The organism is Caballeronia grimmiae, from assembly GCF_022879615.1.
GTDB lineage: Bacteria > Pseudomonadota > Gammaproteobacteria > Burkholderiales > Burkholderiaceae > Caballeronia > Caballeronia grimmiae.
In genome coordinates, this window is sequence record NZ_CP084271.1 from 2,348,341 (window position 1) to 2,374,838 (window position 26,498).

A 26,498-nucleotide genomic window follows, 5' to 3' on the forward strand; every position below is an offset into this window, starting at 1 on the left:
CGATCAAGCTGCACGCTACCAAGCATTCCCAACTATTTCTTGGCAAGCGATCAAAGCCGCACAACGACCTTCAGCCCGCCCGCCGCCGACTCCGCCAACTCGACGCTTGCCCGGTGCTGGTCCGCGATGCGCCTGACGATCGCGAGCCCGAGCCCGCTTCCCGCGACATCCGTACGCGCCCGATTCGCGCTTTGCCCCACGCGATAGAACCGGTCGAACACGCGCTCCCGTTCATCGGCGGGAATGCCCGGCCCCGTATCCGCGATTTCGACGATGGGCCGACCGTCGCGCACTTTGAGGCAGACGTCCACGCGCCCGCCCCTCGGCGTGTATTTGGTCGCGTTGTCGATCAAATTGTTGAACATCACGCGCAGCGAGTCCGGATCGCCGACGACCGTCGCCGGCTCGCTCGCCTCGATGCCCAGATCGACGCCGCGCTCCTCGGCGACCAGCACGTACGCACGGACGCAGTCGTCGAGCAGCGCGCGCAAATCGACGGCCTTCGCGACGGCCTTGCCATCCGGCTCGGAACGCGCCAGCGCGAGCAGTTGCTCCGCCAGCCGCGTCGCGCGCGCGATACCTTCGTTCAGGTCCGCGAGCGCTTCGCGCCGCGTCGCGTCGTCCTCGGCGCGCGCAACGAGTTGCGCCTGAATCTTCACGGCGGCGAGCGGCGTGCGCAATTCATGCGCGGCATCGGCGACGAAGGCCTTCTGGGTATCGAGCGCTGTCGACAGGCGCGACAGCAGCGCATTCAGCGCCCGCACGAGCGGCCGCACTTCCTGCGGCAGGCGTTGATCGGACAGCGGATCGAGCGCCTCGGGATGACGCGTGTCGAGCGCGCGCGTCACCCGCTGCAACGGCGCGAGCCCTTGCCCGACGATGATCCATATCGCGAGGCCGAGCAGCGGCAACAGCAGCACGAGCGGCCACAGCGTGCGCCACGCGACGCCGGCCGCGACGCGATTGCGTATCGATAGCGGCTGCGCCAGCTGCACGACGTTATCGCCGACGATCGCGCTATACACGCGCCATTCGCCGCGTGCGGTCATTTCGGTGGAAAAGCCAAGCTCGGCATGCGGCGCGAGCGGCACGCGCGGATGCGAGTAGTACATCAGCACGCCGTTGCGATTCCATATCTGGATGACGACGCCTTCATCGCTTTCGCTGCGCGATGTCAGCACCGACGAAAACGGCTCCGACGGCAGCGCCGCCGCGATCTGCTGAAGCTGGTAATCGAAAAGCTCGTTGGCTTCGGCGAGCGCCTGCCGGTAGATCAGCCATCCGGCGAACCCGACGCCGACGATCACGAGCGCAAGCAGCCAGATGAGCAGTTGGCGGCGAATCGACCGCATCAGGCGTCCTTCGCGACCATGTAGCCGAGACCGCGCACATTGCGGATCAGATCGGCGCCGAGCTTCTTTCTAAGCGAATGGATATACACCTCGACGGTGTTGCTGCCGATCTCCTCGCCCCAGCCGTAGATCTTCTCTTCGAGCTGGCTCTTCGAGAGCACCGCGCCGGGCCGCGCCATCAGCGCTTCGAGCAACGCGAACTCGCGCGCCGACAAGGCAACGGGCGCGCCCGCGAGCGTCACTTGATGACCGACCGGATCGAGCGTGAGATTGCCGTGCCGCACGAGCGATTCGCCGCGTCCCGCGTGCCGGCGGATCAGCGCGCGCATGCGGGCGCCGAGTTCGTCGAGATCGAAGGGCTTGACGAGGTAATCGTCGGCGCCGGCGTCGAGGCCCTTCACGCGATCCGCGATCGCATCGCGCGCAGTGACGACCAGCACCGGCAAAGAATTCGCGCGGGCGCGCAGCGTCTTTAGCACGTCGAGGCCGTCGCGCTTCGGCAGGCCCAGGTCGAGCAGCATCAGATCGTAGGCCTCGCCGGCGACGGCCGTGAGCGCCGCCTCGCCGTCCTGCACCCAATCGACCGCGAAGCCGTCCGCGCGCAGCGCCTTGCGCACGCCCTCGGCGATCATCCGGTCATCTTCCACTAGCAGGATACGCATGACATCGTGTGTAAGTAGGGATTCGGTCCATTCTAGCCGCGCGGCCCGGCGGCAGGCTTAAGCGCGACTTAACCGCCGTTCATGCATGGCGGCACGTCCGTACGAATTCCGCAAGCCGGCTTGTCTACAATACCCGCTTCGCCCGGGCGGGCCCCGGCACTTCTATCGCGGCGCCGTCCCCATAACACTCCAAGAACGCAAGCTCGTATGCCGTTTTTTTCTCCGCTTTTCGGTTCATTCTCCGCGCGTCTGTCGACGTTCGCGCTCGCCACGGCGCTTGCCTGTGCAGCGTTGTCCCATTCACCCGATGTCGAGGCGCGCGGCGGCACGAAGTCCGAATCGCAAAGGCATGCGCCGGAGCGCGCAGCGATCGGCGCAGCGAAGGCCAAGGGCGCGAAGAAAGCGGCTCGCATCGCAGCCCCGGCCGGGCCGCTGCCGGCATCGGTAATGGGCGCGCTCGCGCGGGCGCACGTGCCGCTTTCGTCGATGAGCGTGGTCGTGCAGCGCATCGGCGGGGCTACGCCGCTCGTTGCCATCAACGCCGACAGGCCGATGCTCCCGGCATCGACGATGAAGCTCGTCACGACTTACTCGGCGCTCTCGATGCTCGGGCCGGACTATCGGTGGAAGACCACCGCCTACGCGGACGGCGACGTCGATACACAAGGCGTCCTGCACGGCAACCTCTATATACAGGGCACCGGCGACCCGAAGCTCGTGCCCGAAGAACTGATCGACCTCGTCGACCAGATTCGCAAGAGCGGCATTACCGGCATCGACGGCGCGCTCGTGCTCGACAAGCGCTACTTCGACGCCTCCACGCGCGATCTCCCCGCCTTCGACAACGATGATGCCGCGCCCTACAACGTCGGCCCCGATCCGCTGCTTTACGCGTTCAAGTCGCTGTCGTTCACGCTCACGCCGAATGCCGACGGCCAGGTCTCCATCGACGTGCTGCCGCAACTCGCGCAACTGCAGATCGACAACGAACTGCGCGTGACCCGCGGCGCGTGCGCGGGAACGCTGCCTGCGGCGTCGCCGAGCGTGGCGCAGACGCAGGGCGGCTTCGTGCAGGCATCGTTCGTCGGCGACTATCCGTTGCGCTGCGGCTCGCGCACGATCAACGTCGCGGCTCTCGATCACTCGACGTTCTTTGCCGGTGGCTTTCTCGCGTTGTGGAAGCAGGCGGGCGGCACGTTCCAGGGCGCGACGCGCGAGGGCCCGACGCCTTCGACCGCGCGGCTCGTCGGCACGCACCGCAGTCCGGTGCTGTCGGACATCGTTCGCGACATCAACAAGTACAGCAACAACGTGATGGCGCGCAATCTGTTCCTCACGGTCGGCGCGGCGCAACTGAAGCCGCCCGCGACGACCGCGAAATCCGCCCAGGCCATTCAGACGTTCCTGCGCCGCAGCGCCCTGCCGACGAACGGCCTTGCGCTCGACAACGGCTCGGGCCTGTCGCGCGACGAGACCATCGCGGCGTCATCGCTTGCGGACCTCTTGCAGGCGGCGAACGCGAGTCCGGTCGCGCAGGTGTTCGTCGAATCGTTGCCGATCGCGGGTGTCGACGGAACCATGCGCAACCGGCTCGCGAACGCGGGCGCGGGCGGCAACGCGCACATCAAGACCGGCACGTTGCGCGACGTGCGCGCGATCGCCGGCTATGTCGGCGCGGCGGACGGGCAGAGCTACGTGGTCGTCAGCTTCATCAACGATCCCCGCGCGGAAGCGGCCCGCGCCGCTCACGACGCGCTGCTCGAATGGGTCTACGAAGGCCCGGGCAAGGCGGCCGCCGACGAGTAATGCGCGCGACGGACCTCGGCGCGGCCCGGCTGTCAGTCGGGTGAAACCCGCGTGGTCCGCCCATTTCGCGGACCCGCGACCGAAGAATTGTTCTACGAAGTCACGCCCGATGAGGCGCGCGCGGCGTGTACGCTCTAAGACGCGGCGGGGCGAGATGAATCGCATCGCTCGACATCCGCCCTGCTTGCGGCACAATCCGATGCAGCAGCACGAGCGGCACATGCAAGCGCCGCGAGACAAGTACAAAACCGAAGAACGGAGACGAGGTCCATGAAGAAGCATCGTTCCACGCGCGCCGCCCTGGTGCGCTACGCCCGCATCGCCACCGCGAGCGCGGCACTCGCCCTGCTCGCCTCATGCGGCGGCGGTTCAGACGACAACAACTCGACGCCGGCCGGCGGGATCAAGCTGCAGGTCGTATCGTTCGGCGACAGCCTGTCGGACGTCGGCACCTACACGCCGGTCGCGGCGGCGAACTTCGGCGGCGGACGCTTCACGACGAACCCGGGCCAGGTGTGGGTGCAGGACGTCGCCCAGTATTACGGCGACACCCTCACGCCGGCGATGACCGGCGGCTTCGGCACGCCGCCGGCGGCGCAGGCGGGCTTGGGCTACGCGCAGGGCGGCTCGCGCGTGACGAATCCGGTGGGCATCGGCCATCGCGGCACGGACCCGGCGAACTACGCGGGCGCGCTGACGGTGCCGGTCGCGACGCAGGTCACGAACTATCTGACGTCGCATGGCAGCTTCAACGCCGGGCAACTGGTCATCGTCAACGGCGGCGCGAACGACATCCTGTACAACCTGACCGCGGTTCAGGCGGGACAGATGACGCCCGCGCAGGCGTCGGCGGCGATCGGGCAGGCGGCGATCGATCTGGCGGGTATCGTCGGCAAGATCGTGCAGGGCGGCGCGACGCACGTGCTCGTGTCGAATGTGCCGGACATCGGCGCGACGCCGCAGGGCATGATGAGCACCGCGACGACGCGGGCGCTGCTGTCGCAGGCATCGCTCGGCTTCAATCAGGCGCTCGCCGCCGCGCTGACGAAGACGGGGCTGATGTCGAAGGTGATCTTCCTGGATATCGCCGGACCGCTTGCCAACATCACGGCGAACTATCAGCAATACGGTTTCGCGGTGTCGAACACAGGCACGGGCTGCAATCTTCAGGCGATGGCCGCGGCGGCGAAGGCCTATGGCGAGCCGAATCCGAGCGATTTCGCGACGTCGCTTTTCTGCTCGCCGCAGACGCGCACGACGCCGGACGCGGACCAGACGTATATGTACGCGGATACCGTGCATCCGACGACGCATCTGCATGCGCTTTATGCGCAGACGGCGGAGCAGAAGATTGCGGCGGCGGGACTGGGGAAATAAGCTTTTCGGTGGCCCCGCGTTATGCGGGGCTTGACCGTTTATGCATGACTCGCGCTATGAGCGGGGCAAGACTGCAGTTCCCGGCGTCGTCCATAGCGCGACGCCATTTGCGATGTCGAAGAAGTCGCGATTCGGGCGGCTAATGCCGTTCAGCTCGTCGAAGAACGTCACTCCATCCCATAAGTCGACGTGGCCGGTTGCCCTTGTCCGGCCATCCGCATTCAAGCCGAATGTGATGTCGAAACTCATCACTCCAGTTCTGCCGAGAAACTTGTCGCGCGACACGGGCTTGCCTTTTACCTCGACATCGGGCGGACCGTAAAAAGACCTGAGCCAGGCATCGAATTCGCGCGCGCGAAAACCGTAACAGCGGCTATCACCGCCCTTGACCGTCTCCATTCCATGCGCGTGATTAGGAATGACGCCGCCGCTATAGTTGAAGGCTCGGCTCATTCGCAGCGTGCACGTGTCGCCGCTCGCGCCGCCGAGCCATTGTTTATCCGGTGCTGCCTTCGTGTCATCGACTGCCCCGCCAATGGTTTTCTTGAGAAGCAAGACGGTTTGCTTGTACGGGTAATGAGCCGCGAGCTTGTCGAACGGCGGAAGAGGTCGATGGTTCATTGTTCTGTATTCCGTTCGGCAACGATTTCCATGACGAAGATATCGGTCGGCACTCGTACGCCTGTCCGCGGAAACGCTCCCGGTTCTTCTTCGATATGTTCGAGGCCGTCGACTCGCAGTCGATATCCGTGACGCGCGAAAGCCGTGCCGATAGAGGATTGCGTCAGTAACCGAGTCAGCTCGGTTGACAGCACGCTTCCCAATTCACCTTTCAAAGGCTGGCCAGTCGTGAGATTCCAGTTCGCGCCGGGTTGCAACAGCCTTTGCTGTAGCGCTTTGATCAACGCCGTCCGCGTTCCCGCGAATCTCACGTCGAAATGATCCGGTAACGAGCGTTGTTTGATCGACTGGTCGAGCAAGCGATTTATCGCCGCACCCTGATCGGAAAGCGGCATGGCCTCGTTCTTCACCTTGAGAACCAGCAATGTTCCGTCGCCATCGTCGAAGCGCGTCAGGGTTATTTCATTCAAACCCGCGCCGATTGAAACTGACGTTCCAGTTGGAATTTGCGCACGCACAATGGGACTGCAGAACGCACACGCGATCAGCAGAACCCACAGCCGTTGATAGATACGCATTGCAGAATCCGTCTTGGCGTCAAGTCACAGCATTCGCTTTAACGTCGATGAGCGCGGTCACCGTGCCCTGACTGCCGCCAACCCGGTTTTGCACGATGTATTCCTGCTTCATCCTGGCAAACGATAAGCGCACATGCTCCAGGGCCGTTCCACCGCCCGCCACAGGCTCGACATGCGTGACGATCACGTCGCTCAGAGTGATTCGCAAGAACTCGTGCGGCACCCCGCCGGCCTTGCGCATGGTAAGAACCGCTTTTTGAATGTGCTGGCCTCGGAATGCATAGGCGGCGAGGTTCGGGCTTGCGCGGTCGATCTCATGCGTAAAGCTCAAATCATCTACCGTTGCCTTGGCCGCACCGCCGCCCGAACCGCTATGCATACTGGATGCCTGCGTGACGGCCCATCCCCAATGCAGGGCCTCGATTTCATCGGCATGGGTGGCGTCTTGTGACTCACCGGCAATACCGTCTATCTTGATGAAAATATCGGCCACGATTGACGCCCTCTTCTTGTGCTGAGGCCGATACTATTAACACCCGACCTATGTGCTGACGTTGAAAACCATCAATTAAGTCAGTCACACGGAACAGATAGCGTGTCTTGCACTACTGCCAACTAAAAAAAACGCCACTTAAAGCAGGGATCCGGAAATTCACCCTGCATTCAAGCAGCGAAATTGGCTCGCCAATTAACACTTGCATCGCCGAAATAATCGGCACGCCCACCGCTCACCCCCCCTCGAACGCCGCCGCCGCCCTTCCCAACCGGTCGTTCACCGCGATCCATTCGATCGACTCCGGCAACTTCTCCACGAAGATGCGCTCGACATCCGCCCGATCCAGCGCCCGCAGCAAGCCATACAGCGCACGCGCATAGCTCTGCGGATCTTCCGGCGCGGCGATGAAATGCACATGCGGCGCCCGCGCCCACGCGCCCGCGCTCGACGCCCGCGCCACCAGTGCAACCTTCCTTCCATCCGCCGGCTGAAACGCCGCCAGCATCGGCTCGATCGACGCAAACGGCAGCAGCGCGAGCGGCGTCTTCGGCGCGTAATGCGCCTTCAGCGTACCCGATGCACGCGGCGCGGTCGCATCGCTGCCATTGGGCAGACGCGGCGCTTCGCCAATCACATCGGCGATCGCTTGCGGACTCACATGCCCCGGCCTCAGCAATGCCGGAAAGCCGCGCGACAAATCCAGAATCGTCGATTCGATACCCACGTCCGCCGCCCCGCCATCGAGCACATGAACGGCGCCGCCGAATTCATCGCGGACATGCTGCGCGGTCGTCGGACTGACGTGCCCGAACCGGTTCGCCGATGGCCCCGCCACGCCGCCCTGCCTGCCCGTGCCATCACGCCGCGCGTGAAACGCCGACAGCAAACGCTGCGCGACCGGATGCGAAGGACACCGAATGCCCACCGAATCCTGCCCGCCGCTCACCGCCGCCGGAATATGCGATGCGCGCTTCAGGATCAGCGTGAGCGGCCCGGGCCAGAACGCGTCGATGAGTTTCTGCGCATCGGCGGGCAACTCGCGGACCCAGTAGCCCGGATCGGCCTCCGGCGCGAGATGCACGATCACCGGATGATTCGCCGGCCGTCCCTTCGCCGCATAGATACGCGCGATGGCTTCGGGATTCTCGGCGTCGCCGCCGAGACCGTAGACCGTCTCGGTCGGGAACGCGACGAGTTCGCCCGCATCGAGCAAGGCCGCGGCCTCGTCGATCTGCGCGGCGCTCGGATAGATGATGGTCATTGCTTGTGCTGCTTCAAAACTCAGTCCAGCGGAATATGCAGCATTCGGGCACAGTCGCGCGCCGCCGTGCGGGCTTCTTCCAGCGTCGCCGCCGTGAAATTGATGTGCCCCATCTTGCGGCCCGGACGCGCTTCCTCCTTGCCGTACAGATGCAGCCGCGCCGCCGGCATCGCCGCGACGTCGATCCACGCCGGTGCGCGCGCCTTGTCCTTCTTCTCGCCGTCGAACCAGATATCGCCGAGCAGGTTCAGCATCGCGGCCGGCGAATGCTGGCGCGTGTCGCCGAGCGGCATGCCGGTCATCGTGCGGACTTGTTGCTCGAACTGGCTGGTGGCGCAGGCATCGACCGTATAGTGGCCGGAATTGTGCGGACGCGGCGCCATTTCATTGGCGATCAGCGAGCCGTCTTCCAGCACGAAGAACTCGACGCACAGCACGCCGACATAGCCGAGCTTCGCGGCAATCGTCAGCGCCGCGTCCTGTGCCTGCGCGACGAGCGCAGCGGACGCGTCCGGCGCGGGAACGATCGTCTTCGCGAGAATGCCGTTGACGTGCGTGTTCTGCGCAAGCGGGAACACGGCCGACTTGCCGTCGCCGCCGCGCGCGATCAGCACCGACACTTCGTACTTGAGCGGCATGCGCTTTTCGAGCACGCACGGCACGCCCGACAGCGACGCATACGCGGTGCGGACTTCCTGCGCATTGCGCACGCTCATCTGGCCTTTGCCGTCGTAGCCGAGCCGCGCGGTCTTGAGGATGCCCGGCAGCACGGCGGCGATGTCGTCGTCGGCGAGGGCGTCGAGCGCCTCGGGCGATTCGATCACCACATGCGGCGCGACCGGCACGCCTGCCTGCGCGATGAAGCGCTTCTCCGCGACGCGATCCTGCGCAATCGCCACGCAACTCGCAGCGGGGCTGACAAACGTGTAGCTCGCAAGCGTTTCGAGGCTCGCAGCCGGGACGTTCTCGAATTCCGTCGACACCGCCGCGCACAGGCGGCCTAGTTCGGTCAGCGCGGCGCGGTCGTCGTAGGCGGCGCGGATGTGGCGATCCGCGACCGCGCCTGCCGGACTCGTCTCGTCGGGATCGAGCACGGCGACGCGATAGCCCATCGATTGCGCGGCGAAGCAGAACATGCGGCCAAGCTGGCCGCCGCCGACCATGCCGAGCCATGCGCCCGGCAGAATCGGAGAGTTGGGGGAGGATTGTGGGTTCATGTCAGGGCAAAAGATCAGAGCGGCGGCAGCGCCATGTCCCGCGCGGCCTGGTTCTGCTTCACGCGAAAAGCGGCGAGCGCTTCGGCATAACGGGAATCGGTGACGCTCAGAATCGATACCGCGAACAGCGCCGCGTTGGCCGCGCCCGCCTCGCCGATCGCGAATGTCGCGACGGGCACGCCCTTCGGCATCTGCACGATCGAATGCAGCGAATCGACGCCCTTCAGGTACTTGCTCGCCACCGGCACGCCGAGCACGGGCACCGTGGTCTTCGCCGCGAGCATGCCCGGCAGATGCGCCGCGCCGCCCGCACCGGCGATGATCGCCCGCACGCCGCGGTCACGGGCGCGCTCGGCGTAGTCGAACATTTCGTCGGGCATGCGGTGCGCGGACACGACCTTCGCCTCGTACGGCACGCCGAATTCCTGGAGGATCGCCACCGCGTTCTTCATCACGTCCCAGTCGGAACTGGAACCCATCAGCACGCCGACGAGCGGCGCGTCGTGCGCATGCGCTCCGGTCTGCACTTCACTCATATCGCTATGTTCCTTGGCTCTTGATCGAATGCACGCTTACGCGAGCGTCTGCCCCGTGAGGCGTTGCAGCGCTTCCTGATACTTCTCCGATGTCTTCGCGATCACATCGTCGGGCAGCTTCGGCGCGGGCGGCTCCTTCTTCCACGGCTGCGTTTCCAGCCAGTCGCGCACGAACTGCTTGTCGAAGGACGGCGGATTGGTGCCGACCTGATAGCCATCGGCGGGCCAGAAACGCGACGAATCGGCGGTGAGCACTTCGTCCATCAGATACAGCTCGCCCTTGTTGTCGAGGCCGAACTCGAACTTCGTATCCGCGATGATGATGCCGCGCGTCGCCGCGTACTCAGCCGCTTCCTTGTACAACTGGATGGAGATGCGCTTGATCGTCGCCGACAGCTCGGTGCCGATGCGGCGCTCCATGTCATCGTAGGTGATGTTTTCGTCGTGATGGCCCATTTCGGCCTTGGCCGCCGGCGTGAAAATCGGCTCGGGCAGCTTTTCGGCGTTCTGAAGGCCCGGCGGAAGCTGCACGCCGCACACCGCGCCCGTCGCCTGATAGTCCTTCCAGCCGCTGCCCGCGAGATAACCGCGCACCACGGCTTCCACGAGAATCGGTTCCAGGCGCTTCACGACGACCGCGCGGCCCTTCACCTGCTCGACTTCGTCCGCGGCGACGACGCTCGCGGGATCGATGCCCGTATTGTGGTTCGGCACGATGTGGCCGAGCTTCTTGAACCAGAAATCGGCCATCTGGTTCAGCACGCGGCCCTTGTTCGGGATCGGCTCGCCCATGACGACGTCGAATGCGGAAAGGCGGTCGGTCGTCACGATGAGGAGCTTGTCCTGACCGACGGCGTAGTTGTCGCGGACCTTGCCACGGCCGAGCAGCGGCAGCGATTTGATCGTGGATTCGTAGAGCGTGGACATCGTCATGTACCGAAGAGGCGTAAAAAAAGTGAGTCGCCGCTTGCTGTGCGAGCGGCGACTGATGGGGCAAACGGGAAATGCGAACGGGTCCCGTCGCCGGAACCCATTGATTTTACTTTACAAACAGCGTGAGGCTTCGACCCGTTGTCACTTCACGATCTGCGCAAGCTCGCCGGACTTGTACTTCTCGGCGATCTTGTCGAGCGAAATCGGCTTGATCTTGCCCGCCTGGCCTTCGCAGCCGAACTGCATGTAACGCTGGCGGCAGATTTCCTTTGCGGCTTCGCGTGCGGGCTTGAGGTAGTCGCGCGGATCGAACTTCGACGGATTTTCGAACAGATAGCGGCGGATGGCGCCGGTAATCGCGAGACGCAGATCGGTGTCGATGTTCACCTTGCGCACGCCGTGCTTGATGCCTTCCTGAATCTCTTCGACCGGCACGCCGTAGGTTTCCTTCATGTCGCCGCCGAATTCGCGGATTTCCGCCAGCAACTCCTGCGGCACCGACGACGATCCGTGCATCACGAGGTGCGTGTTCGGAATGCGCTGGTGGATTTCCTTGATGCGGTCGATCGCGAGGATATCGCCGGTCGGCTTCTTCGAGAACTTGTACGCACCATGCGACGTGCCGATGGCGATCGCGAGCGCGTCGCATTGCGTGAGCTTGACGAAGTCGGCGGCCTGCTCGACGTCCGTCAGCAACTGTTCGCGCGTCATCGTGCCTTCGGCGCCGTGGCCGTCTTCCTTGTCGCCCTTCATCGTTTCGAGCGAGCCGAGCACGCCCAGCTCCGCTTCGACGGTCACGCCGATCGAATGCGAGAACTCGACCACCTTGCGCGACACCTCGACGTTGTACTCGTAGGACGCGACGGTCTTGCCGTCGGCTTCGAGCGAGCCGTCCATCATCACGCTGGTGAAGCCCGAGCGGATCGCGGCCATGCACACCGCCGGCGACTGGCCGTGATCCTGATGCATCACGACCGGAATATGCGGATACGACTCGACCGCCGCTTCGATCAGATGCCGCAGGAACGCTTCGCCTGCGTACTTACGGGCGCCAGCCGACGCCTGCATGATCACCGGCGCGTTGACTTCGTTCGCGGCCGACATGATCGCCTGCACCTGTTCGAGGTTGTTCACGTTAAATGCCGGGAGGCCGTAGCCGTGTTCGGCCGCGTGATCCAGCAATTGACGCATTGATACGAGAGGCATTGTGGAACTCCATGATGTGAAACGAAAATCCGGCGCGCACGATTCTGCTCTGGGGCAGTTTTTCGGCCTATGGCTGGCAGCGACGGACGCCGGCGGGGCGAGCCGCCGTGCGTCGTCTTGCGCGCTTTGCAATACAGGTGAAACCGCGCGGCGCTTAACCGCGCATCGTTCTCGAAATTACGCGGGGCCGTTAGAAATGATCGCCGACGCGCACGATCTTCAGCGTGTTCGTGCCGCCCGCCTGCCCCATCGGTTCGCCGACGGTGAGCACGACCATATCGCCGCGCGCCGCATAGCCTTTCGACACGACCACTTCGAGCGCCTGATTGAGGGCAGTGTCGCGGTCCATGTTGGTGTCGAGATGCAGCGGCGTGACGTTCCGGTACAGCGACATCGTGCGTTCGCTGCCCACGCGCGGCGTCAGCGCGAAGATCGGAACGTGCGACCAGTGGCGCGACATCCACAGCGCGGTCGAGCCGGACTCGGTCAGCGCCACGACGGCCTTCGCGCCGAGGTGATACGCCGTGAACAGCGCACCCATCGCGATGGACTGGTCGATGCGCGTGAACGTCCGGTCGAGGAAGTCGCGGTCGAGTTGCGACTCTTCGGACTTCTCCGCTTCGACGCACACGGCGGCCATCGTCTCGATGGTCGTGACCGGGTACTTGCCCGCGGCCGTCTCGGCGGAGAGCATCACGGCGTCGGTGCCGTCGAGCACGGCGTTCGCGACGTCCGATACTTCCGCGCGCGTCGGCACGGGCGCGTGGATCATCGATTCCATCATCTGCGTCGCGGTGATCACGAGCTTGTTCGACTCGCGCGCCATGCGGATCATGCGCTTTTGCAGCGCCGGCACCGCCGCGTTGCCGACTTCCACCGCGAGATCGCCGCGCGCGACCATGATGCCGTCGGACGCGTCGAGGATGCCTTGCAGCGCCGGAATGGCTTCGGCGCGCTCGATCTTCGCGATCATCTTCGGCTTGATGCCGTAAGGCGCGCCCGCGATGTTCGCGAGTTGCCGCGCCATTTCCATGTCCGTCGCGTTCTTCGGGAAGGAGACCGCGACAAAATCCGCGCCGAGCGACATCGCCGTCTTGATGTCCTCCATGTCCTTCTCGGTCAGCGCGGGCGCGGTCAGCCCGCCGCCCTGCCGGTTGATGCCCTTGTTGTTCGACAGTTCGCCGCCGACCTTGACGGTCGTATGAATCTCTTCGCCGATCACGCGTGTCACGTCGAGGACGATGAGGCCGTCGTTGAGCAGCAGCGTGTCGCCCGCGCGCAGGTCGCGCGGCAGATCCTTGTAATCGAGGCCGACGCGCTCGTTGTTGCCGAGCTCGCAATTGGCATCGAGGACGAACGGATTGCCCGCAACGAGCATCGTCTTGTTGTTTTCGAACTTGCCGACGCGGATCTTCGGACCTTGCAGGTCCGCCATGATCGCGACCTCGCGGCCCACCTGACGCGCCGCCTCCCGCACCCATTCGGCGCGCTGGCGATGATCGTCGGCGGTGCCGTGCGAGAAGTTGAAGCGAACGACGTCGAGCCCCGCCTGCATCATCTGAAGCAGAATGCCGGGGTTGCTCGAAGCCGGGCCGATGGTGGCAACAATCTTGGTGGCGCGATGCATGGAATTCCTCGTCTCAGTGGGATCGCCCGTGACAACGCTGCGAGCACGTTGCGCCAACGGTGACGTGTTGCTCACCGCTTGCGCGCGCGCGCCGGTCAGTGCCGGCGTCGCTTTATCGATTACTTTCTCGGCCTGCGTGGCCACGCCGCCGATGATGACGACAGGCGGCGCCGGTAATGCGGCCTCGCCTTCGCTTTCGTCCTGACTTTCGTTCTGTTGCTGGCTCTGGCTTTCGTCGGCGGACGGCCCGTCCGTCCGGGCCGCCTCCGCGATGACCAGCGCCGCTTCGGCAGCGGCATCGAGCGCATCGCCCGATGCGCCGCCCGCGATCACGTCCCTGACTTCATCTGCTTGCGCGCCGCCGGCTGCTTGCGCGCCCTGCTTGCCTGCTTTCGCCGGATCGTTTCGGGCGGCCAACGCCTCAAGCCCCGGCGCGGGACTGAAGCACTTCCACCGCGGGCAGCGTCTTGCCTTCGAGGAATTCGAGGAACGCGCCGCCGCCAGTCGAGATGTAGCTGACCTTGTCGTGAATGTCGTACTTCGCGATGGCCGCGAGCGTGTCGCCGCCGCCCGCGATCGAGAAGGCCGACGAATTCGCGATTGCCTGCGCAAGCGTCTTCGTGCCGTTGCCGAACTGGTCGAATTCGAACACTCCGACCGGGCCGTTCCATACGATGGTGCCGGCAGTCGCCAGTTGCGCGGCGAGCGCGTTGGCGGTATCCGGGCCGATGTCGAGGATCAGATCGTCGTCGGCGACATCGGCGACGGGCTTCGTTTCCGCCTTCGCGGTCGCAGCGAATTCCTTCGCGGTCACGACATCGCTCGGAATCGGCACGGAAGCGCCACGCGCGCGCGCCTGCTCGATGATTTCCTTCGCCTCGCCGACGAGGTCCGCTTCCGCCAGCGACTTGCCGATCTTCAGGCCCGACGCGAGCATGAACGTGTTGGCAATTCCGCCGCCGACGATCAGTTGGTCCACCTTCTCCGCCAGCGATTTCAGAATGGTCAGCTTGGTCGACACCTTCGACCCGGCGACGATCGCGACGAGCGGACGCTTCGGGTTGCCGAGCGCCTTGCCGAGCGCGTCGAGTTCGGCGGCGAGCAGCGGCCCGGCGCACGCGACGCTCGCGTACTTCGCGATGCCGTGCGTGGTCGCCTCGGCGCGATGCGCGGTGCCGAACGCGTCGTTCACGTAGATGTCGCAGAGCTTCGCGAGCTTCTGCGCGAGGCCGTCGTCGTTCTTCTTCTCGCCCTTGTTGCAACGGCAGTTTTCGAGCAGCACGACATTGCCCGGCTGCACGTCGACGCCATCGACCCAGTTCGCGACGAGCGGAACATCGCGGCCCAGCAGTTCCGACAGGCGCTTCGCGACCGGCGCGAGCGAATCTTCCGGCTTGAACTGGCCTTCGGTCGGGCGGCCCAGATGGGAAGTAACCATCACGGCGGCGCCCGCTTCGAGCGCGGCCTTGATCGCCGGGACGGAGGCGCGCACGCGCGTGTCTTCGGTGATGTTGCCGGCGTCGTCCTGCGGCACGTTGAGGTCCGCGCGGATGAATACACGCTTGCCAGAGACTTTGCCTTCGGCGATCAGATCGGTGAAACGCAGTACTTTCGTCATGGGAGTCAACGTTAGTCAGAAAAGCGGTTCGGGCGAAGAAGCGGCTGGATGCGGCTGCTTCGGGGACATGCGGCGGGGGACTGGAAAGGTGCGCCCCGCGCGTGGATCAATCTGGGGGCGAAGGCCGCGCAAGTGATATGAGCGCGCGGCTGGAATGCGGAGGGAAGGAGTCGGACGGCGGGCTGCAACGCGTGTGCGCCGGGTTGGCGCGGACGCACGGCTGCGGCGATTCGGCCGGAGGCGGCGAGTTGCACAACCGTTGCGCGGTGACTGCCGGACTCACTTTCGACCTCGCTCTGCGACAGGAAAGACCGTCATTTTAACTGAATGGCCCGTCTGCTCTAGCCCGCAATGCTTGATGATGCGTATTTGGCGCATCCGTCGATGGCGGGCAGCAGCTTTCGGCCGCTCACGCGACGAGCCTCAGCAGCGTGAAAGCGATCATGCCGACGGCGATCGTGCCCATCATGCCGCGCCGCCACAAGTAATACGCGAGTGCGGCGAGCGAGGCCCACATCGCGTGATTCGACAGCGCGACGGAAAGGCCAGCGGGCGTTTCCAGCACGCCCGGCACGACGACGGCCGCGAGCGCGGCCGCTGGCGCGTACCGGAGCACGCGCTGGACGCGCGGCGGCAGCACCGTGCGCTCGCCGCCGAACAAGAAGAATGCGCGCGTCGCCGCGGTGACGAGGCCCATGCCCAGAATTGCCAGCCAGGTCTGCAGCGGGGTCATTGCGCGCGCCTCATGGTGTCGGATTCAGCGTCGGGTGTGGGTGGCGCTTCGGCGTCCGCCGCGGGCAACGCCGCCGGCCTCGAGCGGTCCGCGATGACATCGGCGAGCGTGCCGGCCAGCAGCGCGGCGAGCACCGCGAGCGGCAGGCCCAGCCGATACGGCAGATCGAACGCGAGCAGCGCCACGACGCTCGCGACGGCCACGGCGGCGAGCGTGGAGCGCGTCGCGATGGCCGAAACGATCAGCGGAATCAGCGCGAGCGTGCCCGCCAGTTCGAGTCCCCATTTGGCCGGGATCAGGCTCGCGAGCAGCATGCCGACGACCGACGAGACCTGCCACCACAACCAGCACACGAGCGCGAGTCCCCAGAAGAACGCTTCCTTCCCGGCCCGGTCGGCCGGCGCGAAATTCCGCTTCGAAAACATCAGATAGATGATGTCGCCGTTGAAGTAACCGATCAGCACGCGGCGCCACATCGGCAGATGGGAAAAGTGCGGCGCGAGCCCGGCGCTGAAAATGACGAAGCGCAGGTTCACCATCGCGGCGGTCAGCAGCAGCGTCCAGAGCGGCAGCTTCGCGGCGAAAAGCGGCAGCGCCGCGAGCTGCGACGATCCCGCGTAGACCGCGAACGACATGCCGAGCGCCTGCGGCAGCGTGAGCACCGACTTGCTCATCGCGACGCCGGTGACGAGGCCCCACGAAAACGTGGCGAGGATGGCGGGAGAGAAGGTGCGGACACCTTCGAGAAATGCACGGCGATTCGTGTGGGACAGGCGGTCGAGCATGGACGGATGCGAGGCCAAATTATTGCGATGCCGATGCGCGCCGATACACGGCGAGGCGCCGCCCGATGCGGCTGCAACACAAAGCGCGCGGAAAACGTAAAGCAAGGTGAAGCGGATACTGCGAGCCACCGCCCGTCCCCGATGAGCTGCGCGACGATCCGAAAGAAGAAGCGAAAAGATCGAAGCTGCCATTCACGTTCGCGGTGAAAGGCAAAGTATAGCGGCGCGAAAGGCGCTTTTAGCTCGGTCCAATTGTCAAAAGACGCTAAAATGGCGGTCTTTCACCGCCTTTGCGCCGAGCCTGCGTCTTGCATGCTTTGACAGACAAACAGCAGGCAATCGGCAGTCGACCGGCTAATAACCGGCGCTTGAGCGGCGGACACGGTTCCATCGAAATCACTGAACGAGACAGCTAGGAGAAGCGTATGTCAATGGCCGACCGCGACGGCAAGATCTGGATGGATGGCAAGCTCATCGACTGGCGAGACGCCAACATCCACGTTCTGACCCACACGCTGCACTACGGCATGGGCGTGTTCGAGGGCGTCCGCGCATACAAGACCGCGAGCGGCACGGCCATTTTCCGCCTGCAGGAGCACACCAAGCGTCTGCTCAACTCGGCGAAGATCTTCCAGATGGACGTTCCGTTCGATCACGCCACGCTCGAAGCCGCGCAGCTCGAAGTCGTGCGCGAGAACAAGCTGGAGTCGTGCTACATCCGCCCGATCATCTGGGTCGGCTCGGAGAAGCTCGGCGTGTCCGCGAAGGGCAACACCATCCATGTGGCGATCGCCGCGTGGCCGTGGGGCGCGTACCTCGGCGAAGACGGCCTGGCGAAGGGCATCCGCGTGAAGACGTCGTCGTTCACGCGCCATCACGTGAACGTGTCGATGGTCCGCGCGAAAGCGTCGGGCTGGTACGTAAACTCGATTCTCGCGAATCAGGAAGCCGTGACCGACGGCTACGACGAAGCCCTGCTGCTCGACGTCGACGGCTACGTGTCCGAAGGCTCCGGCGAGAACTTCTTTCTGGTGAACAACGGCAAGCTGTACACGCCGGACCTGTCGTCGTGCCTCGACGGCATCACGCGCGACACGGTGCTCACGCTGGCGCGCGACTTCGGCATTCCGGTAATCGAGAAACGCATCACGCGCGACGAGGTCTATACCTGCGACGAAGCGTTCTTCACCGGCACGGCCGCCGAAGTCACGCCGATCCGCGAACTCGACAACCGCACCATCGGCTCGGGCAAGCGCGGTCCCATCACGGAGAAGCTGCAAAGCGCATTCTTCGACGTGGTCGGCGGGAAGAACGAGAAGTACGCGAGCTGGCTGGCGAAAGTCTGATACAGCGGCGGGCCGCGCGGCCCGCTTGCCGCGAGCAACGAACGACATTGAAAAGAGAGTGCAATGAGCGACCTGAAGGAAATGCCGCTGGTGGAGTTGTCGGCGAAGGACATCCCCGCGTTCTGCCCGAATCCGAAGATGCAACGCTGGAGCACGCATCCGCGCGTGTTTCTGGACGTGTCGCACGGCGAGGCGCGCTGCCCGTATTGCGGCACGCGCTACAAGCTGAAGGACGGCGAAGTCATCAAGGGCCATTGACCGGCCGCTGACGTGCGTCGTCACGAGCGCGGTCCGTCCCGGCGGGCCGCGCGCTCGTGTCTGGACGCGCTTGGCCGTGCGATGCCGGCCGCCCCACATACTAACAAGACTTGCGCGCCTCCCGCATGATCGCGGAGAGCCGCCACTATTTTGAGATCGGATAACGAACGATGCGCCGTGCGCTGGTTATAGCACCGAACTGGATCGGTGACGCATTGATGGCGCAGCCGCTCTTTACGCTTCTGAAGAAGCTGCATCCGCGCATCGTGATCGATGCCGTCGCGCCCTCGTGGGTTGCGCCCGTGCTCGAGCGCATGCCGGAAATTCACGCCGTCTACGCCACCGACCTCGCCCACGGCAAGCTGCAACTGCTGCGCCGCTGGCAGCTCGCGAGCGATTTGCGCGATGTCGGTTACGACGCCGCCTACGTCCTGCCGAACTCGATGAAATCCGCGCTGCTGCCGTGGATGGCGGGCATTCGGCTGCGCATCGGCTACAAGGGCGAGAGCCGCTACGGGTTGCTGAACGTGCGCCACCCGAATCCGCCGAAGACCGATCGTCCGCCGATGACCGTGCACTACGCCGCTCTCGCCTATGCGCCGGGCGCGAAGCTGCCGTTCGTCGACAAGTACGCACAGCCCCGCGAAGCGCAGACGGGCGACGCGCAGATCTTGCCCGTGCCGCGCCTCGAAGCCGACCCGAACGAAGCCGTGCGCGTTTCGGCGCGCTTCAATCTCGATACCCGCGCGCCGCTCGTCGTGTTCTGTCCTGGCGCGGAATATGGTCCCGCGAAACGCTGGCCGCCGGAGCACTTCGCGTCGCTGGCGCAGTTCGTCGCGCAGTCGTTCCCGTATGCGCGCATCGTCGCGCTGGGGTCGAACAAGGATTCCGCTGCCGCGCAGGCCATCGCAGAACGCGCGCAGAACGTGCGCAACCTGTGCGGGCAGACATCGCTCGGAGAAGCGTGCGCGCTGATCGCGCGGGCGAGCGCGGTCGTCACCAACGACTCGGGGCTCATGCACGTCGCGGCAGCGCTCAAGCGGCCGCTCGTCGCGGTTTACGGCTCGACCGATCCGCGCCATACGCCGCCCTTGTCCGACCTCGCAAAGGTACAATGGCTGCATCTTGATTGCAGTCCATGCTTTGCCCGCGAGTGTCCGCTCGGCCATCTGAACTGCCTTCGCGAACTGTCCGCGGAACAGGTTTTCGCCGATTTGCGCGGCATGCTGCTCGCGCATCGTTGACGCGTCGCGCCGCCCTTTCGCGGGCACGGACACGCGATGTCCCCGAACGGGGACATGCCTTGAACCATGACCGATGCGGCGCGCCACCGTTCGATGGCGTCCCGCACCGATACCCAGAGACTCACGCGCCATGCCACGTTTCGCCCGCCTGTTCGAAGCCGCCGCCGACACGCTCAACGCCTACTATCAGGCCGTCGCGGACAACAGCATCGATGCCGTGATGTCGCTCTGGATCGACGAGGAATTCGCCACCTGCATCTGCGCGGACGGCACGCATCTGCACGGCCTCGAAAACATACGCGCGGGCCTCGGCAAGCAGCTCGAAGCGCAGCCGGTCACGATCGAGCCGCTCGATATCCGCGTGTACGACAGCCTCGGCACCGTCGTGTATGCGATTGCGGAAGCGCATCAGCCTGCGGGCACCGCCTCGCCGCACTTGATCTTCACGACCTACGTGATGGTTCACGAGCGCGGCGAATGGCGCATCGCGCACATCCATGCGAGCACGATGCCGATGGAAACCGCCGGCCAGTTCGCCGTGAAGCTGCGTCACGGGAAGGGATCGCTGCACTGAAACACGAAGTATCGAAGAAGGCGTTTGACGGGGGAGGACCATGAAGCGCGATCCGTTGTTGCAACACGATTCGTCGTTCGTGGATAGTGCTCCCGCCGTGGTTGCGAACGTCCTCGATCCCATCGAGGAATGGCTATACAGCGCGCCCCGCTGGCTGCCGACGGCGCATGCGCAGACCATCGTACCGGCGCTCTTCGGCCGCAAGCCCGCGGTCAGCTATCGGCGCGAGCGATGGGACACGCCCGACGGCGATTTCATCGATCTCGACTGGCTCGCGCACACATCGCGCGACGTCGCGTCCACCGCCCCGCTCTTCGTGCTCTTTCACGGCCTCGAAGGCAGTTCCGACTCCCACTACGCCCGCTCGATGATGGCCGCCGCCGAAGCGCGCGGCTGGCATGGCGTCGTGCCGCACTTCCGCAGTTGCAGCGGGCCGCTCAACCTGCTGCCGCGCTTCTATCATCTGGCGGACAGCGCCGAAGCCGACTGGATCCTGCGCCGCTTGCGCGAGCGGCACGCGGGACCGATCGTCGCGGCGGGCGTCTCGCTCGGCGGCAACGTGCTGTTGCGCTGGCTATGCGAGCGCGGCACGGATGCCTCGATCATCAGCGCGGCCGCCGCGATCTCCGCTCCGCTCGATGTCCACGCGGGCGGCCACGCGATCTCGCAAGGCTTCGGCATGGTCTACACGCGCAGCTTCCTGAAGTCGCTGAAGAAGAAGGCGCTCGCGAAACTGGCGCAGCATCCCGGCCTTTACGATCCCAACGCCGTGCTCGCCGCGCGCACGCTTCATGAATTCGACAATGTCGTCACCGCGCCGCTACACGGCTTCCGGGACACCGATCACTACTGGTCGAGTGCGACGACGCGCGCGCATCTGAAGCACATCGAAGTGCCGGCGCTCGTGCTGAATGCACGCAACGATCCGTTCCTGCCCGAGTCGGCGCTGCCGTCGCAGGCGGAAGTGTCGGCATGCGTGACGCTCGATCAGCCAAACCACGGCGGGCATGTCGGCTTCATGACGGGGCCGTTTCCCGGGCGCATCGACTGGCTCTCGCAGCGCGTGTTCGGATATCTCGAGCAGTTCCTTTCTCGCGGATGAATCATGGATGAAATCGTCAAGCAGGCGCTCGCCAAGTGGCCCAACGTTCCGCACTGCACGGGCTGGCTCATGCTCGACAGACGCGGCCAGTGGCGCATGCGCGACGATGCGGCGCAGGCCGCCGGCGCGCTCGGCGACGTGATCCGCCATGAGGCGCTGATCGGCTTCATCAATCGCAATTACGAGCGCGACGCCGAGGGCCAGTGGTTCTTTCAGAACGGGCCGCAGCGCGTATATGTGGAGCTGGGTTATACGCCGTGGATCGTGCGGCTTTCGCTTGCGGATGACGCGCTTCGCCTGACCGATCAGACCGGCGCGCCGTTCGAGCCGGCGCACGCATGGCTCGACGATGCAGGCGGTCTGCTCTTTTCCGACGGTGCATCGCCGGCGCGCATCGCCGCGCTGCACGATCACGATCTCGACCTGTTCGCGAGTCACGCATCCGTCGATGATGCCTCGCACGGCGGCGTGTTCCACTGGCGCGATGCCGTCGACTTGCCCTTGCAGCCGATCGCGCGCGCGGACGTCGAGCGGCGCTTCGGCTTCGTCGCGAGCCCGGCCGCGCGTGCGGCGTCGAAACCCTGATACGTCAGCTTTTCTGATCCTGATCGCGCTCTTCCTTGTAGCGCGTCTCGAAGTCGCGCAGGCGGGCGGAGATCGTGGATAGATCGTAGAAGCTCGCGTTTTTCACATCGCGTGCTTCCTTCAACTGGCGGATCGCGGAAGGCCAGGCGCCGTCGAGCGCGAACTTCTCGGCCATCGCTTCGTGCTGGCGCAACGGATCGTTGAGACCCGCGCTCGCCTGCGCGAGATACAGCCACCAATCGGCGCGGGCGGGCTCGGCCTGCGTCTGCCGGCGCGCGAGCGACTGCGCTTGCGCATAGCGATGTGCGCTGATCAACGCCTGCAGATGAATGTCGATGGCCGCGTGCGAGGCGGGCCAGCGCGTTTGCGCGATCTCCGCGAGCCGGATCGCGTCGTCATACCGGCCCGCGCGACGCGCGATATCGGCGGCGAGCACGTCGAGGCTTGGCGTGCTGCGGGCAGTTTGCCGCGACGTTTGCGCCGTGACGTGCACGGCCGGAAGCGTGGCGCTCCTGTCCGGCGATGCGCGCGCGTCGGCGGGCAATGCGGGCGATGCGGGCGATGCGCTCAGTGCACCGTGCGCGCTGCTGCTGAACAGCGCGCTGGGGAACGCAGCGGGTTGTGCCGTTGCGCCAATGGCCGACGCCGGGCGGTCGGCCTTCGCAGCGTCGAGGCTGAAAGAACGTGGCGCAACGTCGCCCCGTGCAGAGTTCGCCGCCGTTGATGCTCGCGAACCGTCGATGTCCGCAGTCCGCGACGTCGCTCCGGCTACGCTTTTGGCCGTCAAGCGCCCGCGCTGCGGCGGGATCGCATCGCTGGCAGCGGCGCCCGCACTCGCCGGCGGCGCCGGTTCCCGGCGCGTTTCATTCGCCACGGCCGCCTCGCTCGCCTGTTCGCCCTCGAACAGCCGCCGCGCTTTCGCGAGTGCATCGTTGGCGGCGTCGTAATCGCTCGTCAGCGAACGCGCGAGCGCGATGCCATACCAGTTGGCCGCTGGATTGAACGCCGTCTGATCGTCGATTTCGTACTTCAAGCGGCTTGCGACTTCGCGATAGTCGCTTGCGTAGCTGACCTGCAGCACCCGGGCGCGGGCGCGCACGAACGCGTATTCCGGCGACTGACGCGGCTGGCGATACGGCACGCGGCGCGCACGGTCCTCCATGTCGGCGATGCGCTCGATCGTCAGCGGATGCGTGCGCGCGTAGGCCGGCACGCCGTTATCGGCCATCGCCGCGCGGTCGAGCCGGCCGAAGAACGCGGTCATCGCGTAGGGATCGTAGCCGGCTGCGGCGAGCATCTGGAAGCCGACGCGATCCGCTTCGTGCTCGGCGGCGCGCGAGAAGCGCAGTTGATTGTCGACGGCGAACGCCTGCCCGCCCATCGCGATGCCCATGCCGAGGTCGCCGCTGCGCGTCATCACTCCGGCGAGCAGGCCGGCGAGCATCGCGGCAAGCGCCGCATAGCTGCTTTTCTCCTGCGTGCCGAGCATGCGCGCGATGTGGCGCTGAAGCACGTGTCCCATTTCGTGCCCGACGACCGACGCCAGTTCAGACTCGGTCTGCGTCGCGGACACGAGCCCCGTGTTCACGCCGATAAAACCGCCGGGCATCGAGAACGCGTTGATCTGCGGATCGCGGACGGCGAACAGTTCGAAGTCCGGCCGATAGCCGCCGAGATACTGCGTGGCTGCGGCGGCGGACAGTTTGGACGCGATCGAATCGAGGTAATCGCGTATCAGCCAGTCGTCGAGGTAGTCTGGATCGGAGCGCACTTCGCGCATCATCCGCTCGCCGACGCGGCGCTCGGCTTGCGGCGAAAGCGTGCCGCCGGAGCCGTCGCCGAGGTCCGGAAGTTGCACCGATGAAAGCGGCGCGCGCAGGCCGGCCATCGCGCCGGGCCGGTTGGCGAAGCGGCTTTCCGCGCCGCCATAGACGCCGAAGACGCCGTCCGCGACCTGCGGCTCGCCGGGTGCGCTTGTTTCCTCCCGCGGCTGCGCGGCGCTCGCGCCCGCAGGCGACGCCGCCACCTGTGCGAGGGCGACGGACGGCACGGCCTGACTTAGGCACAACGCGAGGATGAGCGCACGGCTCGGACGGTTCAGGTGCATGACCGGCTGAATGACGGAAACACGCTTATCGTATCAAGTGCGCCATGACCGGCGAACCGCCGACTTCGGCGAAAAACGCGCCGGATCACGCTGGTATGATAGGCGCCCGCTCAAAGGAGGACGCGATGTCCGGACTCACACATTTCGATGCCGCCGGCGAGGCGCACATGGTCGATGTCGGCGACAAGGGCGAGACGCGGCGCATTGCAGTGGCGCGCGGCTCGATCGCGATGCTCGACGGCACGCTCGCGCTGATCCGCGAAGGCCGCGCGAAAAAAGGCGACGTGCTCGGCGTGGCGCGCATCGCGGCGATCCAGGGCGCGAAGCGCACCGCCGATCTGATTCCGCTGTGTCATCCGCTTGCGCTGACGCGCGTCGCAGTGGACTTTTCCATCGATGAGAACTTGCCCGGCGTTCACTGCGAAGTGCGGGTCGAGACCGTCGGACGCACGGGCGTGGAGATGGAAGCGCTCACCGCCGTGCAAGTCGGGCTGCTCACGATTTACGACATGTGCAAGGCGGTGGATCGAGGCATGACCATCACCAATGTGAAGGTCATGGAGAAGCATGGGGGGAAGTCGGGGGATTGGGTGGCGAGCGCCTAGCCCGCGCTCAGTCGTCCTCGTCTTCCTCCGGGTCCTGAACCGTCCCCGCCGGCTTGCCATATAGCTTCACCAACTCGGCCTTGAAAGGAGCGAGCGGCGCGCCGATCTCGTCGATCGACCGGTAGACCGCCTCCAGTTGCGTCGGCCAGTCCTTGAGCTGCGTCGCGAAGATCTTGAGGCGCGCCATCGTATCGAGCGCTTCCTCGCGCTGACCGGCCAGCGCCTGCAGCACCGCGTAACGCCGCAGCACCGTCTCCCCCGGCAGCAGCGCGAGCGCCTGCCGATGCGCCGCCAGCTTCGCTTCGATGTTCTGCGCGTTCATCGGCAGCAGCGTCGCGGCGCCGTATTGCCCCCACGCGCCGAACAGGAACGAGGGATCGTCGCGATACTGCTCCGCCGGCCGCGAGCCGTAATAGAGCACTTCGGCGCGGTGATAATCCTGCATCGTCGGGTACAGCGCGACCAGGCCGCCCGCGACGAGCGTCACATATACGCCATACGACAGCGGACGCGCGACCAGTCGCAACGGCCGCGTTTCGAGCAGGCCGATGACCAGCATCGCCGGCATCAAAAAGAACATGTACTGCTGCGGGTACTCGACGAGCGCATGCATCATCAGCACGCCCAACAGCGAGAGCCCGAAAATCCGCGCGGGCGTATGCGGCGCGCGCAGCACGCGGATCAGCCACAGCACGATGCCGGCGACCAGCACGCCCATGCCCAGCAGACCCGTCTTCGCCAGCAAGTCGATGAAGATGTCGTGCGCATTGTTCGCGATCTCGACGCCGCCCAGTTCGCGCACGAGATCGAACTGATAACGGGGAAACTCGCCCCAGCCGACGCCCAGGAGCGGATGCGTCGTGAACATGGTCCAGCCGTACTTCCACAGCGCGAGGCGCGGCGCGATCTGGTTCGCGTCCTGCATGCGCTCCGCCGCCGATTGCGCCAGATCCAGTTGGAACCTCACGTTGGCCCAGCGCACGCCCGCGTTCACCACGAGGAACAACACGCCAAGCGCGATCGGGATGATCCATGCGCGCATGTCGCGTCGATTGCGGCGTGCGGGCGCGTCGAGGTCTTCGGCTGCGGCCGAGCGACCCTGCGCGAACGCCATCCACAATCCCGCTACGACGATCACCGCCGTCTGCAGCCACGGCCCGCGCGACACCGTCAGCGCCAGCCCGAACGAAAACACCGCCGACAGCGGAAGCCACACCGCGACCGGCATGCGCCGCGTCTGCACGAAGTAAAGCGCGCCGGCAAGCGCGAACGCGATGACGGTCGCGAGGTGATTCGCCTGCGCCATGTTGCCGAACATGCGCCGCTCGGTCATCACGTTGTACGCGACGATCAGAGGCGAGAACTTCACTTCCGCATGAAACATCTGCACGGTCTGGCAGAACACCGCAAACAGGCCGCCGACGATCAGCGCCGCCGCGCCGACGCGCAACGCCTTCTCCGACAGCCCCGCCCGCGCCAGCCCGAAGCCCGTATGCACCGCGACGAACGACGCCAGCAAATAGGCGCCGCCGAGCCAGTTCATCGAAGGCTGCGCGACAGGCAGCAGCACCGTCTGCGCGACGAGCACCAGGCCGAACAGCAGCGGCATCAGCGCCACGACCGGCGACGCGAAGGGCACGCGCGGCTCGGACACGGTCACGAGCACGGCGACCGCCGCGCCGAGCGCCAGATAAAGTGCGAGCGCGCTGTACTCGGCGTAGAAGGTTGGAATCGGATACGTGTGGCTGACGACGGCGAACGGAAACGTCAGCGCGGCACACAGAACGGCGAAGCAGAGATAGCGCGCGTACGAGGTGGTTTGGGAAGGCATGAGGGGCTGGGAACGTCGGGAACCGGCGCACTATACAA

At 65.4% G+C, this 26,498-nt stretch carries 25 protein-coding genes; 9 read left to right on the forward strand and 16 right to left on the reverse strand.

Annotated features, from left to right (window positions below; all coding sequences use genetic code 11):
* Nucleotides 1–50: 50 nt before the first annotated feature.
* Together LDZ21_RS11270 and LDZ21_RS11275 are read right to left on the reverse strand one after the other, a co-directional pair.
* Entirely contained in the window at nt 51–1,352 is a 1,302-nt protein-coding gene (locus LDZ21_RS11270; RefSeq protein WP_244793415.1) for an ATP-binding protein, read from the reverse strand.
* A complete protein-coding gene (locus LDZ21_RS11275) occupies nt 1,352–2,014 on the reverse strand; it encodes a response regulator (RefSeq protein WP_035961288.1) in 663 nt (220 codons plus the stop codon). Before LDZ21_RS11275 ends, LDZ21_RS11270 begins: the two co-directional genes overlap by 1 nt.
* A 207-nt stretch (nt 2,015–2,221) precedes the next feature.
* On the opposite strand from LDZ21_RS11275, the gene dacB reads away from it, so the two are divergent.
* Nucleotides 2,222–3,820 (forward strand): D-alanyl-D-alanine carboxypeptidase/D-alanyl-D-alanine endopeptidase, encoded by a 1,599-nt coding sequence (gene dacB / locus LDZ21_RS11280; protein ID WP_244793416.1) that lies wholly within the window; start codon nt 2,222–2,224, stop codon nt 3,818–3,820.
* Between the two features lie 270 nt (nt 3,821–4,090).
* Entirely contained in the window at nt 4,091–5,197 is a 1,107-nt protein-coding gene (locus tag LDZ21_RS11285; protein WP_035961295.1) for an SGNH/GDSL hydrolase family protein, read from the forward strand.
* A gap of 54 nt (nt 5,198–5,251) precedes the next feature.
* On the opposite strand, the gene LDZ21_RS11290 is transcribed toward LDZ21_RS11285, so the two are convergent.
* The 12 genes from LDZ21_RS11290 to LDZ21_RS11345 all read right to left on the reverse strand — a co-directional run bounded on the left by LDZ21_RS11290 (nt 5,252) and on the right by LDZ21_RS11345 (nt 16,808).
* Nucleotides 5,252–5,752, reverse strand: coding sequence for a T6SS effector amidase Tae4 family protein (locus LDZ21_RS11290; protein WP_244793417.1), 501 nt, complete (start codon nt 5,750–5,752; stop codon nt 5,252–5,254).
* Nucleotides 5,753–5,814: 62 nt separating this feature from the next.
* A complete protein-coding gene (locus LDZ21_RS11295; RefSeq protein WP_244793418.1) occupies nt 5,815–6,396 on the reverse strand; it encodes a hypothetical protein in 582 nt (193 codons plus the stop codon).
* Nucleotides 6,397–6,415: 19 nt separating this feature from the next.
* Nucleotides 6,416–6,892, reverse strand: coding sequence for an Hcp family type VI secretion system effector (locus tag LDZ21_RS11300; RefSeq protein ID WP_244794830.1), 477 nt, complete (start codon nt 6,890–6,892; stop codon nt 6,416–6,418).
* A 232-nt stretch (nt 6,893–7,124) separates the two neighbouring features.
* The gene (locus tag LDZ21_RS11305; RefSeq protein ID WP_244793419.1) at nt 7,125–8,153 is read right to left on the reverse strand and encodes an L-threonylcarbamoyladenylate synthase; all 1,029 of its coding nucleotides are present in this window, start codon (nt 8,151–8,153) and stop codon (nt 7,125–7,127) included.
* Between the two features lie 20 nt (nt 8,154–8,173).
* Complete coding sequence (locus LDZ21_RS11310) at nt 8,174–9,370, reverse strand: 5-(carboxyamino)imidazole ribonucleotide synthase (RefSeq protein WP_244793420.1); 1,197 nt, start codon at nt 9,368–9,370, stop codon at nt 8,174–8,176.
* Between the two features lie 14 nt (nt 9,371–9,384).
* A complete protein-coding gene (purE, locus tag LDZ21_RS11315; RefSeq protein ID WP_244793421.1) occupies nt 9,385–9,906 on the reverse strand; it encodes a 5-(carboxyamino)imidazole ribonucleotide mutase in 522 nt (173 codons plus the stop codon).
* Between the two features lie 36 nt (nt 9,907–9,942).
* Complete coding sequence (locus LDZ21_RS11320; protein ID WP_244793422.1) at nt 9,943–10,833, reverse strand: phosphoribosylaminoimidazolesuccinocarboxamide synthase; 891 nt, start codon at nt 10,831–10,833, stop codon at nt 9,943–9,945.
* A 147-nt stretch (nt 10,834–10,980) separates the two neighbouring features.
* Entirely contained in the window at nt 10,981–12,045 is a 1,065-nt protein-coding gene (gene fba / locus LDZ21_RS11325; protein ID WP_244793423.1) for a class II fructose-bisphosphate aldolase, read from the reverse strand.
* A 190-nt stretch (nt 12,046–12,235) separates the two neighbouring features.
* Nucleotides 12,236–13,672: a pyruvate kinase gene (pyk, locus tag LDZ21_RS11330; RefSeq protein WP_244794831.1), complete on the reverse strand. Its 1,437-nt coding sequence runs from the start codon at nt 13,670–13,672 to the stop codon at nt 12,236–12,238.
* 421 nt (nt 13,673–14,093) lie between these two features.
* Complete coding sequence (locus tag LDZ21_RS11335) at nt 14,094–15,290, reverse strand: phosphoglycerate kinase (protein ID WP_244793424.1); 1,197 nt, start codon at nt 15,288–15,290, stop codon at nt 14,094–14,096.
* A 409-nt stretch (nt 15,291–15,699) separates the two neighbouring features.
* A complete protein-coding gene (locus LDZ21_RS11340) occupies nt 15,700–16,023 on the reverse strand; it encodes a branched-chain amino acid transport AzlD family protein (RefSeq protein WP_244793425.1) in 324 nt (107 codons plus the stop codon).
* Nucleotides 16,020–16,808 carry an AzlC family ABC transporter permease gene (locus LDZ21_RS11345; RefSeq protein WP_244794832.1) on the reverse strand — a complete coding sequence of 263 codons (789 nt, stop codon included), beginning with the start codon at nt 16,806–16,808 and terminating at the stop codon, nt 16,020–16,022. Before LDZ21_RS11345 ends, LDZ21_RS11340 begins: the two co-directional genes overlap by 4 nt.
* Before the next feature lie 425 nt (nt 16,809–17,233).
* On the opposite strand from LDZ21_RS11345, the gene LDZ21_RS11350 reads away from it, so the two are divergent.
* The 6 genes from LDZ21_RS11350 to LDZ21_RS11375 all read left to right on the forward strand — a co-directional run bounded on the left by LDZ21_RS11350 (nt 17,234) and on the right by LDZ21_RS11375 (nt 21,917).
* Nucleotides 17,234–18,154, forward strand: coding sequence for a branched-chain amino acid transaminase (locus LDZ21_RS11350; protein ID WP_035961319.1), 921 nt, complete (start codon nt 17,234–17,236; stop codon nt 18,152–18,154).
* A 63-nt stretch (nt 18,155–18,217) separates the two neighbouring features.
* Nucleotides 18,218–18,412: a zinc-finger domain-containing protein gene (locus LDZ21_RS11355; RefSeq protein WP_035961321.1), complete on the forward strand. Its 195-nt coding sequence runs from the start codon at nt 18,218–18,220 to the stop codon at nt 18,410–18,412.
* 170 nt (nt 18,413–18,582) lie between these two features.
* Nucleotides 18,583–19,656, forward strand: a complete 1,074-nt coding sequence (gene waaF, locus LDZ21_RS11360) for a lipopolysaccharide heptosyltransferase II (RefSeq protein WP_035961322.1) — start codon at nt 18,583–18,585, stop codon at nt 19,654–19,656.
* Nucleotides 19,657–19,786: 130 nt separating this feature from the next.
* Nucleotides 19,787–20,230: a nuclear transport factor 2 family protein gene (locus LDZ21_RS11365; protein WP_244793426.1), complete on the forward strand. Its 444-nt coding sequence runs from the start codon at nt 19,787–19,789 to the stop codon at nt 20,228–20,230.
* A gap of 40 nt (nt 20,231–20,270) precedes the next feature.
* Nucleotides 20,271–21,332: a hydrolase gene (locus LDZ21_RS11370; protein ID WP_244793427.1), complete on the forward strand. Its 1,062-nt coding sequence runs from the start codon at nt 20,271–20,273 to the stop codon at nt 21,330–21,332.
* A 3-nt stretch (nt 21,333–21,335) separates the two neighbouring features.
* The gene (locus LDZ21_RS11375) at nt 21,336–21,917 is read left to right on the forward strand and encodes a DUF2946 family protein (RefSeq protein WP_244793428.1); all 582 of its coding nucleotides are present in this window, start codon (nt 21,336–21,338) and stop codon (nt 21,915–21,917) included.
* 4 nt (nt 21,918–21,921) lie between these two features.
* Here LDZ21_RS11375 and LDZ21_RS11380 read toward each other — a convergent pair whose 3' ends face one another.
* Nucleotides 21,922–24,024: a M48 family metalloprotease gene (locus tag LDZ21_RS11380; RefSeq protein WP_244793429.1), complete on the reverse strand. Its 2,103-nt coding sequence runs from the start codon at nt 24,022–24,024 to the stop codon at nt 21,922–21,924.
* Between the two features lie 125 nt (nt 24,025–24,149).
* Here LDZ21_RS11380 and moaC point away from each other — a divergent pair, with 125 nt between their 5' ends.
* Nucleotides 24,150–24,629 (forward strand): cyclic pyranopterin monophosphate synthase MoaC, encoded by a 480-nt coding sequence (gene moaC, locus LDZ21_RS11385; RefSeq protein WP_244793430.1) that lies wholly within the window; start codon nt 24,150–24,152, stop codon nt 24,627–24,629.
* A 7-nt stretch (nt 24,630–24,636) separates the two neighbouring features.
* Here the strand turns inward: moaC and LDZ21_RS11390 are convergent, their stop codons facing one another.
* Entirely contained in the window at nt 24,637–26,460 is a 1,824-nt protein-coding gene (locus tag LDZ21_RS11390; RefSeq protein ID WP_244793431.1) for a PglL family O-oligosaccharyltransferase, read from the reverse strand.
* Nucleotides 26,461–26,498 lie beyond the last annotated feature (38 nt).

Coding starts and splice junctions, on each gene's coding strand:
- LDZ21_RS11270 (WP_244793415.1), bottom strand. CDS start 1,352: ATGCGGTCGATTCGCCGCCAACTGCTCATCTGGCTGCTTGCGCTCGTG.
- LDZ21_RS11275 (WP_035961288.1), bottom strand. CDS start 2,014: ATGCGTATCCTGCTAGTGGAAGATGACCGGATGATCGCCGAGGGCGTG.
- dacB (WP_244793416.1), top strand. CDS start 2,222: ATGCCGTTTTTTTCTCCGCTTTTCGGTTCATTCTCCGCGCGTCTGTCG.
- LDZ21_RS11285 (WP_035961295.1), top strand. CDS start 4,091: ATGAAGAAGCATCGTTCCACGCGCGCCGCCCTGGTGCGCTACGCCCGC.
- LDZ21_RS11295 (WP_244793418.1), bottom strand. CDS start 6,396: ATGCGTATCTATCAACGGCTGTGGGTTCTGCTGATCGCGTGTGCGTTC.
- LDZ21_RS11305 (WP_244793419.1), bottom strand. CDS start 8,153: ATGACCATCATCTATCCGAGCGCCGCGCAGATCGACGAGGCCGCGGCC.
- LDZ21_RS11310 (WP_244793420.1), bottom strand. CDS start 9,370: ATGAACCCACAATCCTCCCCCAACTCTCCGATTCTGCCGGGCGCATGG.
- purE (WP_244793421.1), bottom strand. CDS start 9,906: ATGAGTGAAGTGCAGACCGGAGCGCATGCGCACGACGCGCCGCTCGTC.
- LDZ21_RS11320 (WP_244793422.1), bottom strand. CDS start 10,833: ATGTCCACGCTCTACGAATCCACGATCAAATCGCTGCCGCTGCTCGGC.
- fba (WP_244793423.1), bottom strand. CDS start 12,045: ATGCCTCTCGTATCAATGCGTCAATTGCTGGATCACGCGGCCGAACAC.
- pyk (WP_244794831.1), bottom strand. CDS start 13,672: ATGCATCGCGCCACCAAGATTGTTGCCACCATCGGCCCGGCTTCGAGC.
- LDZ21_RS11335 (WP_244793424.1), bottom strand. CDS start 15,290: ATGACGAAAGTACTGCGTTTCACCGATCTGATCGCCGAAGGCAAAGTC.
- LDZ21_RS11340 (WP_244793425.1), bottom strand. CDS start 16,023: ATGACCCCGCTGCAGACCTGGCTGGCAATTCTGGGCATGGGCCTCGTC.
- LDZ21_RS11345 (WP_244794832.1), bottom strand. CDS start 16,808: ATGCTCGACCGCCTGTCCCACACGAATCGCCGTGCATTTCTCGAAGGT.
- LDZ21_RS11350 (WP_035961319.1), top strand. CDS start 17,234: ATGTCAATGGCCGACCGCGACGGCAAGATCTGGATGGATGGCAAGCTC.
- LDZ21_RS11355 (WP_035961321.1), top strand. CDS start 18,218: ATGAGCGACCTGAAGGAAATGCCGCTGGTGGAGTTGTCGGCGAAGGAC.
- waaF (WP_035961322.1), top strand. CDS start 18,583: ATGCGCCGTGCGCTGGTTATAGCACCGAACTGGATCGGTGACGCATTG.
- LDZ21_RS11365 (WP_244793426.1), top strand. CDS start 19,787: ATGCCACGTTTCGCCCGCCTGTTCGAAGCCGCCGCCGACACGCTCAAC.
- LDZ21_RS11370 (WP_244793427.1), top strand. CDS start 20,271: ATGAAGCGCGATCCGTTGTTGCAACACGATTCGTCGTTCGTGGATAGT.
- LDZ21_RS11375 (WP_244793428.1), top strand. CDS start 21,336: ATGGATGAAATCGTCAAGCAGGCGCTCGCCAAGTGGCCCAACGTTCCG.
- LDZ21_RS11380 (WP_244793429.1), bottom strand. CDS start 24,024: ATGCACCTGAACCGTCCGAGCCGTGCGCTCATCCTCGCGTTGTGCCTA.
- moaC (WP_244793430.1), top strand. CDS start 24,150: ATGTCCGGACTCACACATTTCGATGCCGCCGGCGAGGCGCACATGGTC.
- LDZ21_RS11390 (WP_244793431.1), bottom strand. CDS start 26,460: ATGCCTTCCCAAACCACCTCGTACGCGCGCTATCTCTGCTTCGCCGTT.